The sequence below is a fragment of the Streptomyces sp. CLCI03 genome (assembly GCF_053615355.1).
The window spans coordinates 5,196,202-5,209,484 of sequence record NZ_CM132132.1; the positions used below are offsets into that span (position 1 = coordinate 5,196,202).

A 13,283-nucleotide genomic window follows, 5' to 3' on the forward strand; every position below is an offset into this window, starting at 1 on the left:
CGTGATCAAGACCCTCGGACGTTCGGCGGCCGCGCTCGTCTGTGTGGCGGCGCTGGCGTCGTGCACCTCGGGCGAGCCCGAGGCGAAGGCCGACCTGTGCGGGATCGGCGCCGCTTCGGAGGAAGAGGCGCTCGTGCGGGAGATCCTCGGCACCGCGGACTTCGAGACGAAGACCCACAGGTCCGAGAGCGTGCTGGCGGACAAGGTGAAACAGGCATTGCCGGGCATGCGGCCGGGCAAGAACTCGTACTTCAACACCGCATGCAGCTACCGGGTGGAAGACGAGCGCCGCGCCGTCAGTGCGACCTTCTCCTTCGGCTGGTCCCCCCGGGTACCTCCCGGGCCCCCTTCCGACGGAGTGTCCTACGAACTGAACGGTGCGAGCGGTGTCACCAGCGGGTCCAGCTCCACGCTGCTCGTCCAGTGCGATCTGCCTGGTGAACTCGGAGCGCAGTCGCGGAACGTGTGGTTCTCGGGGGACGCCTATTTCTCATCCATGCCGGCCACCGGGACGGATCCGGTGGATCAGGCGGGTAAGGACCGGCGGATGACCCTCACGTACCTCATGACCCGCCGTGTCACCGACGCGCTCGGCTGCGAGAACAAGCCGCTGGAGAAGCCCCCTGTGGTGAAGCCGCTCCCCACCCCCTGACCGGCGCCTCGGCCGGGGCCGCCACGATCGCGTGTACTGAGGGTCACCACACCTGATCTTTCAGTGCCCATGCCGCCCGTCCTCGTCCTCCTCCTCGCCCTCGTAGGTGTGGAGGAGGAGGCTGACCACGGCCACGCCCAGCGCCGTACCCAGCCGGGCCCACGGGTTCTCCGTCAGCAGGCCGACGATCTTCGCCGCGAGCAGCGCGATGAGGAACGCGGTCACGTACGGGACGACGGTGCGGACCGTGCGTTGCACGAAGGTGCCGCCGGTCCGGTGTTCGTGGTGAGTGGACATGGTCCTCGATCCCTTCGCTGCGCCACCGCGATCGGCGGGCGGCCGACCTCCAGCATCGGCAGCGCGACCCGTCCCTCACAGATCCGGAAAGTCGTGGCTTGACAGGGCCCGCTCCTGCGGCCCGCCCTGCCTCCCCGCCGCGTCCACACCGGCTCCGGACCGCCTCCGCGCCCCGGTCGGACGCGGCCCGCGCGCCCCCGCCGTACGACAGTGCGATTGTTGCGGCGGGATGAAATCCGCCGGTCGGAGCGTTGGCGCTTCCGGCAGGACAGGACGAACGGGGAGGCCTCACGTGGCGGCGGCTAAGACAGCGGCTGGGGAGAAACAGGGCTGGGGCAAGCGGCTGGCGGCCTACACCTGGCGGTACAGGACCAATGTGCTGCTCGCGCTCGGCTCCTCGCTGGCCGGTATGGCCGTCATGGCGGTCGTGCCGCTGGTCACCAAGGTGATCATCGATGACGTCATCGGGGACCGCACCAAGCCCATGGCGCCCTGGGCCGGGATACTCATAGCCGCGGCCCTGCTCGTGTACGTGTTCACCTACATCCGCAGGTACTACGGCGGGCGCCTCGCCCTCGACGTGCAGCACGACCTGCGCACCGACATGTACGCCACGATCGCCCGCCTCGACGGGCGCCGGCAGGACGAGCTGAACACCGGTCAGGTCGTCGGCCGCGCCACCAGCGACCTCCAGCTGATCCAGGGCCTGCTCTTCATGCTGCCCATGACGATCGGGAACTTCCTGCTCTTCGGGATGTCCCTCGGGATCATGCTCTGGCTCTCGCCGCTGCTGACCGTCGTCGCCCTGCTCATGGCCCCCGCCCTGTGGTTCATCGCCAAGCGCAGCCGCAAGAAGCTCTTCCCCGCCACCTGGTGGGCCCAGGGCCAGGCCGCCGCCGTCGCGACCGTCGTCGACGGGGCCGTGACCGGCGTCCGCGTCGTCAAGGGCTTCGGCCAGGAGGCGCAGGAGACCGGCAAGCTGCGCGCGGCCGGCCGCCGGCTGTTCGCCGGCCGGATGCGGACCATCCGGCTCAACTCGCGCTACACCCCCGCCCTCCAGGCCGTCCCCGCGCTCGCCCAGGTCGCCATGCTGGCCCTCGGCGGCTGGCTGGCCACCAACGGCCAGGTCACCCTCGGCACCTTCGTCGCCTTCTCCACCTACCTCGCCCAGCTCGTCGGACCCGTCCGCATGCTCGCCATGGTCCTCACCGTCGGACAGCAGGCCCGGGCCGGTGTGGAGCGCGTCTTCGAGCTCATCGACACCGAGCCCGAGATCCACGAGGGCACCCACGAACTGCCCGCCGACGCGCCCGCCACCGTCGAGTTCGACGACGTCCGCTTCGGCTACGACCCCGGGCGGCCGGTCCTCGACGGGTTCTCGCTCTCCGTGGCGCAGGGCGAGACCGTCGCCGTCGTCGGCTCCTCCGGCAGCGGCAAGTCCACCGTCGCGCTCCTGCTGCCCCGCTTCTACGACGCCGACGGCGGCGCCGTCCGCGTCGGCGGCCACGACGTCCGCGAGCTGACCTACGACTCCCTGCGCGGCGCGATCGGCCTGGTCCCCGAGGACTCCTTCCTCTTCTCCGACACCATCCGCGCCAACATCGCCTACGGGCACCCCGGCGCCACCGAGGAACAGATCGAGGCCGCCGCGCGCGCCGCCCAGGCCGAGGGGTTCATCCAGGCCCTGCCCGCCGGGTACGACACCAAGGTCGGCGAGCAGGGACTCACCCTGTCCGGCGGCCAGCGCCAGCGCATCGCCCTCGCCCGCGCCATCCTCACCGACCCGAGGCTGCTGCTCCTCGACGACGCCACCTCCGCCGTCGACGCCCGTGTCGAGCACGAGATCCACGAGGCCCTGCGCTCCGTCATGGCGGGCCGGACCACCCTGCTGATCGCCCACCGCCGCTCCACGCTCGCGCTGGCCGACCGGATCGCCGTACTCGACCGTGGGCGGCTCGCCGACATCGGGACGCACGAGCAGCTGGAGAGCCGGTCCGCGCTCTACCGCAGGCTGCTCACCGACCCGGACGCGCTCGGCGCCGCCTCGCCGCGGACCCCGGACGCCCGGGTGATGACCGAGTTCGAGCGCGAGCTCGACCGGGACCTCGAACGCGGCATCGAGCTGGAAGCCGAGATCGACTCGGAGCCCGTCAACGCCAAGCGTCGCGTCGCGGGCGGGGTCACCCCCGAGCTGTGGCGCCGCCAGGACGAGCCCGACGGCGCCCCCGGCGCCCCCGTTCCCGGTGCCCCCGCCGCCGCGGGCGGCGCGCCCGGAGCCGGGCATTCCATGGCCGGGTCCGTCGCCGGCATGCCCGCCACCCCCGAACTGCTCGCGCAGGTGGCCGCGCTGCCGCCCGCCGACGACCTGCCCGAGGTGGACGAGACCCGCGCCGCGGCCGCCGAGGAGAGCTACGGCCTGCGGCGCCTGCTCCACGGGTTCTGGGCGCCGCTCGCCATCAGCCTCGGGCTCGTCGCCGCCGACGCGGGGGCCGGGCTGCTGCTGCCGATCCTGATCCGGCACGGCATCGACCAGGGCGTGGAGCAGGCCGTGCTCGGCGCCGTCTGGGTGGCCGCCGGGCTCGCCCTCGCCGTCGTCGTCGCGCAGTGGGCCGCGCAGTTCGCCGAGACCCGGATGACGGGCCGTACCGGCGAGCGCGTGCTGTACGCCCTGCGCGTCAAGATCTTCGCCCAGCTCCAGCGCCTCGGCCTCGACTACTACGAGCGCGAGCTGACCGGCAAGATCATGACCCGGATGACCACCGACGTGGACTCGCTCAGTTCCTTCCTGCAGACCGGGCTCGTCACCGCCGTGGTCTCCGTCTTCACCTTCTTCGGCATCCTGATCGCGCTGCTCGTCCTCGACGTCGAGCTCGCGCTGATCGTCTTCGCGACCCTGCCCGTTCTGGTCGTCGGCACGATCGTGTTCCGCCGCAGGTCCGTCGCCGCCTACGAGCTCGCCCGCGACCGGGTCAGCCTGGTCAACGCCGACCTCCAGGAGTCCGTCTCGGGCCTGCGCATCGTCCAGGCCTTCCGCCGCGAGGGCTCGGGCGCCAAGCGCTTCGCCGAGCGCAGCCACTCCTACCGCGAGGCCCGGGTCCGCGGCCAGTGGCTGATTTCCGTCTACTTCCCCTTCGTGCAGCTGCTGTCCTCGGGGGCCGCCGCCGCCGTGCTGATCGTCGGCGCGGGTCGCGTGGAGGCCGGCACGCTCACCACCGGCGCGCTGGTCGCCTACCTGCTCTACATCGACCTGTTCTTCGCGCCCGTCCAGCAGCTCTCCCAGGTCTTCGACGGCTACCAGCAGGCCACGGTCGCCCTCGGCCGCATCCAGGGGCTGCTGCGCGAGCCCACCACCACCCCGCTGCCCGAGCGGCCGCGCGCGGTGGAATCGCTCGGCGGGGAGATCGCCTTCGAGGACGTCCGCTTCCAGTACGGCACGGCCGAGGAACGGGGCGAGAAGGGCGAGGCCCTGGCCGGGATCAGCCTGCGGATACCCGCCGGCCAGACCGTCGCCTTCGTCGGCGAGACCGGAGCCGGGAAGTCCACGCTGGTCAAGATGGTGGCCCGGTTCTACGATCCGACCTCCGGCCGGGTCACCGCCGACGGCGCGGACATACGGGAGCTGGACCTGACGGCGTACCGCCACCGGTTGGGCGTCGTCCCCCAGGAGGCCTACCTCTTCCCGGGGACCGTCCGTGACGCCATCGCCTACGGGCACCCCGAGGCGAGCGACGCCGAGGTGGAGGCCGCCGCCCGCGCGGTCGGCGCCCACGACATGATCGCCACCCTCGACGGCGGCTACCTGCACACCGTCGCCGAGCGCGGCCGCAACCTCTCCGCGGGCCAGCGCCAGCTGATCGCACTGGCCCGGGCCGAACTCGTCGACCCGGACGTGCTGCTGCTCGACGAGGCCACCGCCGCCCTCGACCTGGCCACCGAGGCCCAGGTCAACCAGGCCACCGACCGGCTCGCCGGCAAGCGCACCACCCTGGTGGTCGCGCACCGGCTGACCACCGCGGCGCGCGCCGACCGGGTCGTGGTCATGGACCGCGGCCGGGTGATCGAGGACGGCACCCACACCGAACTCCTGGCGCGCGGCGGCCGGTACGCCGAGCTGTGGCGCACCTTCGTCGGCGAGGACGAGCACGCCGCGGCCTGAACCACCCGCCCTCAGGGACGCCCCGGGATCAGAACTCGCCGAACAGCAGGTTCCCCGGGGCGTCCTCGTCGGTGCCGGTGTAGTACTCGCGTACCGCGTCGAGCAGTTCGTCGACGGTGAGGCAGCCGTCCCCGTTCGCGTCGATGCGACGGAACAGCGCCTCCGTGTCGGCGGGGCTCAGCCGCGTGTCGAAGGCCTCCTGCGCCCGGTGGAACTCCTGCGGGCTGATGAATCCGTCGCCGTCGGTGTCGACGATCGTCAGGATCGCCCGCATCATCGGCCGGAACGAGCGGTCGTAGGCGGGCCCGCCCTGCGCGTACAGGCGGGTCATGCCCTGCTTGTACTCCTCCGGCGTGACCTTGCCGTCCCGGTCGATGTCCAGCTCGGTGAACAGGTCCTGCCAGAAGTCGGCCAGACCACCCATCACCAGTTCCGCCTTGGGCGAGCCGGCCGGCTCCGCGAGGGCCGTCAGCAGCCGGGAGCCGAGCGCGATGATGTCGTCGGCGTCGATCACGCCGCTCCGGTCGGCGTCCAGGTGCGTGAAGGCGCGCGCCAGCTTGCGGTCGAGCAGGTCGTCGGTCATCTCAGGGCCTTTCACGGCCGCAGCACGGCTGCGGTGACGGCGAGCGGGGTACGGGTCACCTAGCGTAATCGCCTGCCCGGGTGCGAACTTCCCCTCTCCCGCGGGGAAGTGACGGATGCACCCGTACGAGGGAGGGTGGCCGACCTCGTGCGGGTCGGATCCGGGGTCGGACCCTTGCGCGCGGCAACCATCCGGGGGGTTCGGATGTCGTACGTGCGTGCGTGCTCCGTACGTACGACCGATCGGGGGACAGGGTGTTGCAGGGGTGGAGGAGGCGCGGCCGCCGGGTCGCGTCCCTGGGGGTTCTCACGGCGGCGCTGTGGCTGTGCGCGGGCGGGCTGTTCACGCCGCCGGCGGCGCGGGCCGCGACCGAGAGCTGCGGGGGCAGGCTGGCCCGGACGGTGACGTTCGAGACGGGTGAGGTGCGGGTCTACAAGAGCCGCAACCAGGCCTGCGCGATGACCGTGGCGCGGGTTCCAGGCGAGCGGCGCCGGATGGCGGTGAGCGTCCAGCCGCGTGGCGGGGTCCCCGTGCGCGAGGACGGGCGATTCACGCACTACGCCGGGCCCGTCACGGTGGGCGCGATCAACCGCTGCGTGTATGTAAAGGGGAGCGTAGGGGCCGGATCCGCGGATTCCGGCTGGATCCTGTGCTGACGGACAGGCCCAACTAGGTCTGTTCACCGGCGCGTTCGCCCAGCTAGGTTCACGGCGACCGAAGTGAACTCAAGGGGAGGGTGAATGCGCAAGACGCTCGGATGGCTGCTGTCGCTCGTGGTGCTCATCGGCACCGTGGGTGCGGCCGGCTCCACGGCGCAAGCGGCCACAGCCGCGCAGCCCGCGGCCGCCACGGACATCAAGGACCAGATCCTCGGCATTCCCGGGATGAGCCTGATCGAGGAGAAGCCGTACCCCGGCTACCGCTTCTTCGTGCTGAACTACGAGCAGCCGGTGGACCACCGGCAGCCGTGGAAGGGCACCTTCAAGCAGCGCCTGACCCTGTTGCACAAGGACGTCTCGCGGCCGTCGGTGTTCTACACCTCCGGCTACAACGTCAGCACCAGCCCGCGCCGCAGTGAGCCGACGACCATCGTCGACGGCAACCAGGTCTCTCTGGAGTATCGATTCTTCACACCCTCCCGTCCCGACCCGGCCAACTGGTCGAACCTGGACATCTGGCAGGCCGCCAGTGACCAGCACCGCCTCTTCACCGCGCTGAAGAAGATCTACAAGAAGAACTGGCTGGCCACGGGCGGCAGCAAGGGCGGCATGACGGCGACGTACTACGAGCGCTTCTACCCGCGCGACATGGACGGTGTCGTCGCGTACGTCGCGCCCAACGACGTCGTCAACGACGAGGACTCGGCCTACGACCGGTTCTTCGCCAAGGTCGGCACCAAGGAGTGCCGCGACAAGCTGAACGCGGTCCAGCGCGAGGCGCTCGTGCGCCGTGCGCCGCTGGAGGCCAAGTACGCGGTCGCCGCCGCCGAGAACGGCTGGACCTTCACCACCGTCGGCGACCTCGACAAGGCCTACGAGGCCGTCGTCCTCGACTACGTGTGGGCCTTCTGGCAGTACAGCCTGCTCGCCGACTGCGCCTCGATCCCGGCCGCCGCCACCGCGAGCGACCAGGAGATCTGGGACTCGATCGACGGGATCTCCGGCTTCTCGGCCTACACCGACCAGGGACTGGAGACGTACACGCCGTACTACTACCAGGCCGGTACGCAGCTCGGTTCCCCGGACATCAAGCTCCCGCACCTGAAGGGCCTGAGCCGCTACGGCTACCAGCCGCCGCGCAACTTCGTGCCCCGCGACATCCCCATGACCTTCCAGCCGGGGGCGATGGCGGACGTGGACCGGTGGGTGCGCGACAACGCCCACCAGATGCTCTTCGTCTACGGGCAGAACGACCCGTGGGGCGCCGAACCGTTCCGCCTCGGCTACAACGTCCGCGACAGCTACGTGATGATCGCGCCCGGCGCCAACCACGGGGCGAACGTCGCCAAGCTGATGGACGGCGAGAAGGCCCTCGCCACCGCGAAGATCCTCCAGTGGGCCGGGGTGGCCCCGGCCGCCGCGCTCGCCGACACGGGCAAGGCGGCGCCGCTGGCGGCGCCCGACGCGGAGCTCGACCGCCGTGACCTGGAGCGCGAGCCGCAGCTGCGGCCGTGACCGGGAGACCGGGACGGACCGGGGGACCGGGACGGACCGGACGCGCGAGCCGTGAGCCGTGAGCCGCGAGCCATGAGCCGAGGGCCGCGGGCGGGCGCCTGAGCGATCAGCGCGTCAGCCCGTGGCCCAGCGGGTAGCGGCCCGGCACCGGGACGGGAAGGCGGCCGGCGGGCCGCAGCGCCCCGGTGAGCACCCGGGCCGCCGCCCGCATCTCCACGTCCGTCCACGCGTACGTCGCCAGCTCGGCCGCGCAGGTCGGCAGCCGGGCCGGGTCGTACGGGTTGCGGACGGCCAGGGTGACGACCGGGACACCGGTCGCGATCAGGTCCGTCACCAGCGTGCGCTGCGGACTCGTCCCCTCCGGGACGTTGTACGTGCACACCAGCACGGCCGCGTGACCGGCCGCGGCGGCCACGGCGCGGGCCGGCGGCACCGCCGTGGCCCGGCAGCCCAGGGCGGTCAGCTCCCGAGCCAGTACGGCCGTAGGGGGGCCGGTGGTACCCGTGGGGGAGACCGGGTCCGTCCCGGTGACCAGCAGGCGTGGCCCGGCCGTCGCATCGAACGGCACCAGCCCGCGGGGGTTGGCCAGCAGGGTCGTCGTGGCCGCCGCGATCGCGTCGGCGGCGTCGAGATGCTCCTGCGCGCCCACGACGGCGTCCACGTCCCGGCCCGTGGTGTAGGCCTCGTCGAACAGGCCCCGGCGGGCCTTCAGCTCCAGGATCCGCAACACCGATTCCTCGACGCGTGCCTCCGTCAGCTCGCCCGACTCGACGGCCGCCCGCACGCTGCGCTGCGCGAGCGCCAGGTCCGGTGCGTTCAGCAGCTGGTCGCAGCCCGCCAGCAGGGCCAGGACGGGCACGCGGTCGTTCCCGTACTTCTGGCGGACCCCGGCCATGTCCAGGGCGTCGGTGACCACCACCCCCTCGAAACCGAGGCGTTCGCGCAGCAGACCGGTGACGATCGGTCGGGAGAGGGTCGCCGGGTCCCCCGAGGGATCGAGCGCGGGGAAGACGATGTGCGCCGTCATGATGGCGTCCACGCCCGCCTCCACCGCGGCCCGGAAGGGCGGCTCGTCCGTCTCCTCCCAGGCGGCCCGGGTGTGCCGCATCACCGGCAGCCCGACATGGCTGTCGGTCTCGGTGTCCCCGTGGCCGGGGAAGTGCTTGGCGGTGGCGGCGATCCCCGCCCCCTGGTAGCCGCGGACCTGGGCGGCGACGAGCTCCGCCACGGCCCGCGGGTCGGAGCCGAAGGACCGTACGCCGATCACCGGATTGGCCGGATTGACATTCACGTCGGCCACCGGCGCGTAGTCCTGCCGGATGCCCATGGCGGCCAGCTCGGAGCCCGCGATGTGCGCGGCCCGCCGGGCGTGGGCGGTGGAGCCGGCCGCGCCGAGCGCCATCGCCCCCGGGAGCAGGGTCGCGGGCTTGCCGATCCGGGCGACGGCGCCGTGCTCCTGGTCGGTGGAGAGCAGGAGGGGGATCCGGGCACCGGCGGTCAGGGCGGTCTGCTGGAGCCCGACCGAGAGCGCGGCGATCTGCCGCGGGTCGCGGGTGTTGTGGGCCCAGGCGAAGTAGATGACCCCGCCGAGGTGGTAGCGGGAGACCACTTCGGCGGCGGTGCGCACACCGAAGGCGGCCAGGTTCTGCTCGGCGTCCGCCGGATCGGGATCGGTCGCCGAATGCCCGTAGGCCCGGGAGACGAAGAGCTGCCCGATCTTCTCGTCGAGGCTCATCCGGTCCAGAAGGGCGCGCAGCCGCGCCCGGCCGGGGCGGCGGCTCGGGGGCCGCGCGTCGTCGGGGGTGTGGTGGGGGCGGGGGCCGACCGCGGCGGAAGCCGCCCCGGCGGCCGTGACGGCGACCATGGCGGCCGCAGCGAGCAGGTTTCGGCGCGAGGCGTGGTACGGCACGCGCCGGACCCTACTGCCGGGGTACGCCCCAGGGGTGACGGACACTCGGAAGGTCCCCCGGAAGGGACGGCCCAAGGGCTGTCCCGTCCTCCCCGGTGGATCGGCGCACGGCGTCGGATGCGGTGCATCGCAAGCGGCGGGGCGTCCTCGTACGGGGCGTACCAGGGCGTTCCGGCGACGCGGCGAGGTGCCGTAGCTGTCGTCGTGCGCCCGCCGGGGATCGCGGGACAGGTCTTAGGCCTTTTGGTGGTCCGCCCAGTGGTCCTGAAGGCTCCGTACGGCCTCGGTGATCGCGGGGCGTCGAGCCGCCCCGGTCCGCCACAGGGCGTACAACCGGCGTACGGGTCCCGGCTCCAGCGGTACGGCCACGGCCCCCGGCGGCAGCGCGCCGGTGCCCAGCCGGGGGACGACGGCCACCCCGAGCCCGGCCGCGACCAGCGCGACGATGGTGTGGTTCTCCTCCGCGACGTGCGCGATGTCCGGCTCGAACCCGGCCGTGCGCAGGGTCCGTACCAGCCAGTCGTGGCACACCCGGCCGGGCGGCTGGCAGACCCAGCGCTCGCCGCCGAGGTCGGAGCGTCGGATGACCCGGCGCGTGGTGAAGGGATGCCCGGCCGGCACCACCAGGTCGCAGAGGTCGTCCCCGATCACCGCCTGCTCGATCCCCTCGGGCGCGGGCAGCGGGGCGATGTCCCAGTCGTGGGCCACCGCCAGGTCGGTGACCCCCCGGGCCACCAGTTCCACGGAAAGGTGCGGGTCCACCTCGGTGAGGCGGACGTCCAGGGCCGGATGCCGGCGGGCCAGATCGGCCAGCACCCCCGGCAGCAGTCCGCGCGCCGCCGAGGCGAACGCGGCCACCGTCAGCAGCCCTCCGGGCTGCCCGCGCCGCTCCTCCAAGGTGGTCTCGGTGCGCTCCACGATCGCCAGCAACTCCTGTGCCGCGTCTGCGAGATGACGGGCCTCCTCGGTGAGCGCGACCCCGCGCCCACGCCGCTCCAGCAAGGTGGTGCGGGTCTCCCGTTCCAGCTTGGAGATCTGCTGGGAGACCGCCGAGGGGGTGTAGCCGAGGGCGGCCGCCGCACCGGCGACCGAGCCGTGGACGGAGACGGCGTGCAGGGCGCGGAGCCGGGCGAGATCGAGCATGCCTCCATCGTGACACCCCACATATTCGTAAGCAACGCTTCATCCATCACTGAAGACATCCGCGCTGGTGCTACATGGTCGGGCGGTCGATGCTCGAAGCATGCGTCCCGTACACACCGCCCTCGCCGTGCTCGTCGCGGCTGTCTGGGGCTTCAACTTCGTGGTCATCGAGATCGGCCTCGACCACTTCCCGCCCCTGCTGCTGTCCGCCCTGCGCTTCCTGGTCGCGGCTCTCCCCGCCGTGTTCTTCGTCGGTCGGCCCAAGGCCGCCTGGAAGTGGATCGTCGGCGTCGGGATCGCCCTCGGCGTGGCCAAGTTCGGTCTGCTCTTCACCGGGATGGACGCCGGTATGCCCGCCGGGCTGTCCTCGCTGGTCCTGCAGATCCAGTCCGTCTTCACCGCCGTCCTCGCCGCCGTCCTGCTGCGCGAACGGCCGGGCCGGGTCCGGGTGCTCGGGATGACCGTCGCGCTCGCCGGGATCGCGGTCGCCGCGGTGGACGGCGGGACCTCCGGGCCGGTGCTCGGCTTCACGCTGGTCGTGGCCGCCGCCGCGTGTTGGGGCGTGTCCAACGTGCTGACCCGCAAGGCCGCCCCGCCCGACGCCCTGAACTTCATGGTGTGGGTGTGCACGGTCCCGGTCCTGCCGTTGCTCGCGCTCTCGCTGCTGCTGGAGGGCCCGGAGCGGGACCTGGCCGCGCTGCGGGCCCTGGACTGGTCCGGGGTGGCCGTCATCGGCTACGTCGCCTGGGTGTCCACCGTCTTCGGCTTCGCCGCCTGGAGCTATCTGCTGCGCCGCTACCCGGCCTCCGCGGTGGCCCCGTTCTCGCTGCTGGTCCCGGTCTTCGGGATGTCCTCGGCGGCCCTGGTCCTCGGGGAGTCCGTCTCGGGGCTGCGCTGGCTGGCGGCCGTCCTGCTGGTCGGCGGGGTGGCGCTGACCTCGCTGACCCCGGCGCGGTCGGCGGCGCCGGCGCCGGCGCCGGCACCCGCCGGGATCAGTGCGGCCGGGTCTCCTGCAGCGGCAGCCGCCAGTCCTGTCCCGTCAGGCTCACCCCGTACGAGCGGTGCGGCCGCTCCGCGATCAGGGTGAACCCGGCCTTCAGGTAGAGCTCGCGGGCGCCGGTCAGCACGTCGTTGGTCCACAGCACCAGCTCGCGGTAGCCGACCGAGCGGGCGAAGGCCACGACGGTGTCGACCAGCAGGGTGCCGATGCCGTGGCCGCGGCCCTGCGGATCGACCAGGAGCAGCCGCAGTCGGGCGGTGCCGGGCGCGCCCTCCTCCCGTACGCACATCACCGAGCCGACGGGCCGGCCGTCCAGCTCCGCGATCCACACCCGTTCGAGGTAGGGGTCGTGGTCCTGGGCGAAGTCCGCGACGATCCGGGCGACCAGCCCCTCGAAGTCGCTGTTCCAGCCGTACTCGGCGGCGTACAGCGCGCCGTGGCGCTGCACGATCCACCCCAGGTCACCCGGTTCCGGGTCGCGGAGCCGCACGCTCTCAGCCATGGGCCAACTCTAGGGGGAGGGTTGGGCGGTGGGGCCCCCGAGGAGGCTCTTTCCTGCCGGCTATTTCTTGCCACTGCCGAGGATCTCGCCGAGCAGGTCCCCGAGGCCGCCGCTCGCTCCGGGGGCCGTTCCGGGTGCGGCGCCGGGGGCACCCGCGGCTCCGGCGCCCGCCGCCTTGCCGGAGGCGCGCTTGGCGAGGACGGCCAGGACGACCGGGATCAGCATCTCGATGACCCGGCTGATGGTGGCCGCGGGGATGCCGGTCCGCTTCGAGAGGGCCGCGGCCACGGGCTTGCTCACCTTGGCCAGCACCCCGGCCATCATTCCGCCGCTGAGCAGGCCGCCGAGGCCGCCGAGGCCGCCGAAGGTGGCCACGCCCTCCAGTGGCGGCTCGGCCTCGGCCACCTCGGCGATGGCCTGGCGCACCTCCACGCCGTCGGCGTCGTCGGCGTCGGCCTTCTCCCGGAGGTCGCCGGTCATCGCGCCGACGGTCTCCGCGACGGTCTCCCGGGCGCCGGTGGTGTCCGTGCCGAGCAGGCCCGCGATCTCGGTGAGCTTGTCGTCGCCGAGTTCGCCCAGCACGTCGTCCTGGAATGAAGATTCGCTCATGCCGGAAACGCTACTTCTGTGCCGATTCGCCGGCACCTTGAGTAGGCGTTTGGTAACGGAAACATAAAGCTGTGGCTCCGGGTGCAACCCTGCGGGCGTATGGCGGGTCGTATGGTGCGTCGGCACTTCCGGGGAGGGATCTGGGGGGATCGGGAAGTCCGACACGGGAGGGGTAACCGTGAGGGGGTCCGGCCGCGAGGCGGGACCCCCTTTGCGTTGTCCCTCCGCGTTGTCCACAGGACCGGCGCGCTGTCGGCG

10 protein-coding genes and 1 pseudogene are annotated in these 13,283 nt (G+C 72.5%); 5 read left to right on the forward strand and 6 right to left on the reverse strand.

Annotation, left to right across the window (positions count from 1 at the left end):
* Position 1: 1 nt before the first annotated feature.
* Entirely contained in the window at positions 2-652 is a 651-nt protein-coding gene (locus ACWG52_RS23990) for a hypothetical protein (RefSeq protein ID WP_389811481.1), read from the forward strand.
* A gap of 60 nt (positions 653-712) precedes the next feature.
* Here ACWG52_RS23990 and ACWG52_RS23995 read toward each other — a convergent pair whose 3' ends face one another.
* The gene (locus ACWG52_RS23995; protein WP_389811484.1) at positions 713-949 is read right to left on the reverse strand and encodes a hypothetical protein; all 237 of its coding nucleotides are present in this window, start codon (positions 947-949) and stop codon (positions 713-715) included.
* A 292-nt stretch (positions 950-1,241) separates the two neighbouring features.
* Here ACWG52_RS23995 and ACWG52_RS24000 point away from each other — a divergent pair, with 292 nt between their 5' ends.
* Positions 1,242-5,105, forward strand: a complete 3,864-nt coding sequence (locus ACWG52_RS24000) for an ABC transporter ATP-binding protein (protein WP_390141208.1) — start codon at positions 1,242-1,244, stop codon at positions 5,103-5,105.
* A gap of 28 nt (positions 5,106-5,133) precedes the next feature.
* Here the strand turns inward: ACWG52_RS24000 and ACWG52_RS24005 are convergent, their stop codons facing one another.
* Positions 5,134-5,688 (reverse strand): EF-hand domain-containing protein, encoded by a 555-nt coding sequence (locus ACWG52_RS24005; RefSeq protein WP_389811489.1) that lies wholly within the window; start codon positions 5,686-5,688, stop codon positions 5,134-5,136.
* A gap of 401 nt (positions 5,689-6,089) precedes the next feature.
* Here ACWG52_RS24005 and ACWG52_RS24010 point away from each other — a divergent pair, with 401 nt between their 5' ends.
* Complete coding sequence (locus ACWG52_RS24010) at positions 6,090-6,344, forward strand: hypothetical protein (protein WP_389811491.1); 255 nt, start codon at positions 6,090-6,092, stop codon at positions 6,342-6,344.
* A gap of 84 nt (positions 6,345-6,428) precedes the next feature.
* Positions 6,429-7,862: a S28 family serine protease gene (locus ACWG52_RS24015; RefSeq protein WP_389811494.1), complete on the forward strand. Its 1,434-nt coding sequence runs from the start codon at positions 6,429-6,431 to the stop codon at positions 7,860-7,862.
* Positions 7,863-7,968: 106 nt separating this feature from the next.
* Here the strand turns inward: ACWG52_RS24015 and ACWG52_RS24020 are convergent, their stop codons facing one another.
* Together ACWG52_RS24020 and ACWG52_RS24025 are read right to left on the reverse strand one after the other, a co-directional pair.
* Positions 7,969-9,726, reverse strand: a complete 1,758-nt coding sequence (locus ACWG52_RS24020; RefSeq protein WP_390141235.1) for a glycoside hydrolase family 3 protein — start codon at positions 9,724-9,726, stop codon at positions 7,969-7,971.
* Positions 9,727-10,005: 279 nt separating this feature from the next.
* A complete protein-coding gene (locus ACWG52_RS24025; protein ID WP_389811498.1) occupies positions 10,006-10,914 on the reverse strand; it encodes a LysR family transcriptional regulator in 909 nt (302 codons plus the stop codon).
* A 100-nt stretch (positions 10,915-11,014) separates the two neighbouring features.
* On the opposite strand from ACWG52_RS24025, the gene ACWG52_RS24030 reads away from it, so the two are divergent.
* Positions 11,015-12,001 (forward strand): EamA family transporter, encoded by a 987-nt coding sequence (locus tag ACWG52_RS24030; protein WP_389811501.1) that lies wholly within the window; start codon positions 11,015-11,017, stop codon positions 11,999-12,001.
* Here the strand turns inward: ACWG52_RS24030 and ACWG52_RS24035 are convergent.
* Positions 11,907-12,419, reverse strand: a pseudogene (locus ACWG52_RS24035) (GNAT family N-acetyltransferase); the annotation flags it as partial. The gene ACWG52_RS24030 and the pseudogene ACWG52_RS24035 sit on opposite strands and share 95 nt — an antisense overlap.
* Positions 12,420-12,476: 57 nt before the next feature.
* Positions 12,477-13,025 carry a DUF937 domain-containing protein gene (locus tag ACWG52_RS24040; protein ID WP_389811504.1) on the reverse strand — a complete coding sequence of 183 codons (549 nt, stop codon included), beginning with the start codon at positions 13,023-13,025 and terminating at the stop codon, positions 12,477-12,479.
* Positions 13,026-13,283 lie beyond the last annotated feature (258 nt).

Excerpts from the sequence above, each read along its gene's own strand:
- ACWG52_RS23995 (WP_389811484.1), bottom strand. The coding sequence starts at position 949 with ATGTCCACTCACCACGAACACCGGACCGGCGGCACCTTCGTGCAACGC.
- ACWG52_RS24005 (WP_389811489.1), bottom strand. The coding sequence starts at position 5,688 with ATGACCGACGACCTGCTCGACCGCAAGCTGGCGCGCGCCTTCACGCAC.
- ACWG52_RS24015 (WP_389811494.1), top strand. The coding sequence starts at position 6,429 with ATGCGCAAGACGCTCGGATGGCTGCTGTCGCTCGTGGTGCTCATCGGC.
- ACWG52_RS24020 (WP_390141235.1), bottom strand. The coding sequence starts at position 9,726 with ATGGTCGCCGTCACGGCCGCCGGGGCGGCTTCCGCCGCGGTCGGCCCC.
- ACWG52_RS24025 (WP_389811498.1), bottom strand. The coding sequence starts at position 10,914 with ATGCTCGATCTCGCCCGGCTCCGCGCCCTGCACGCCGTCTCCGTCCAC.
- ACWG52_RS24030 (WP_389811501.1), top strand. The coding sequence starts at position 11,015 with ATGCGTCCCGTACACACCGCCCTCGCCGTGCTCGTCGCGGCTGTCTGG.
- ACWG52_RS24040 (WP_389811504.1), bottom strand. The coding sequence starts at position 13,025 with ATGAGCGAATCTTCATTCCAGGACGACGTGCTGGGCGAACTCGGCGAC.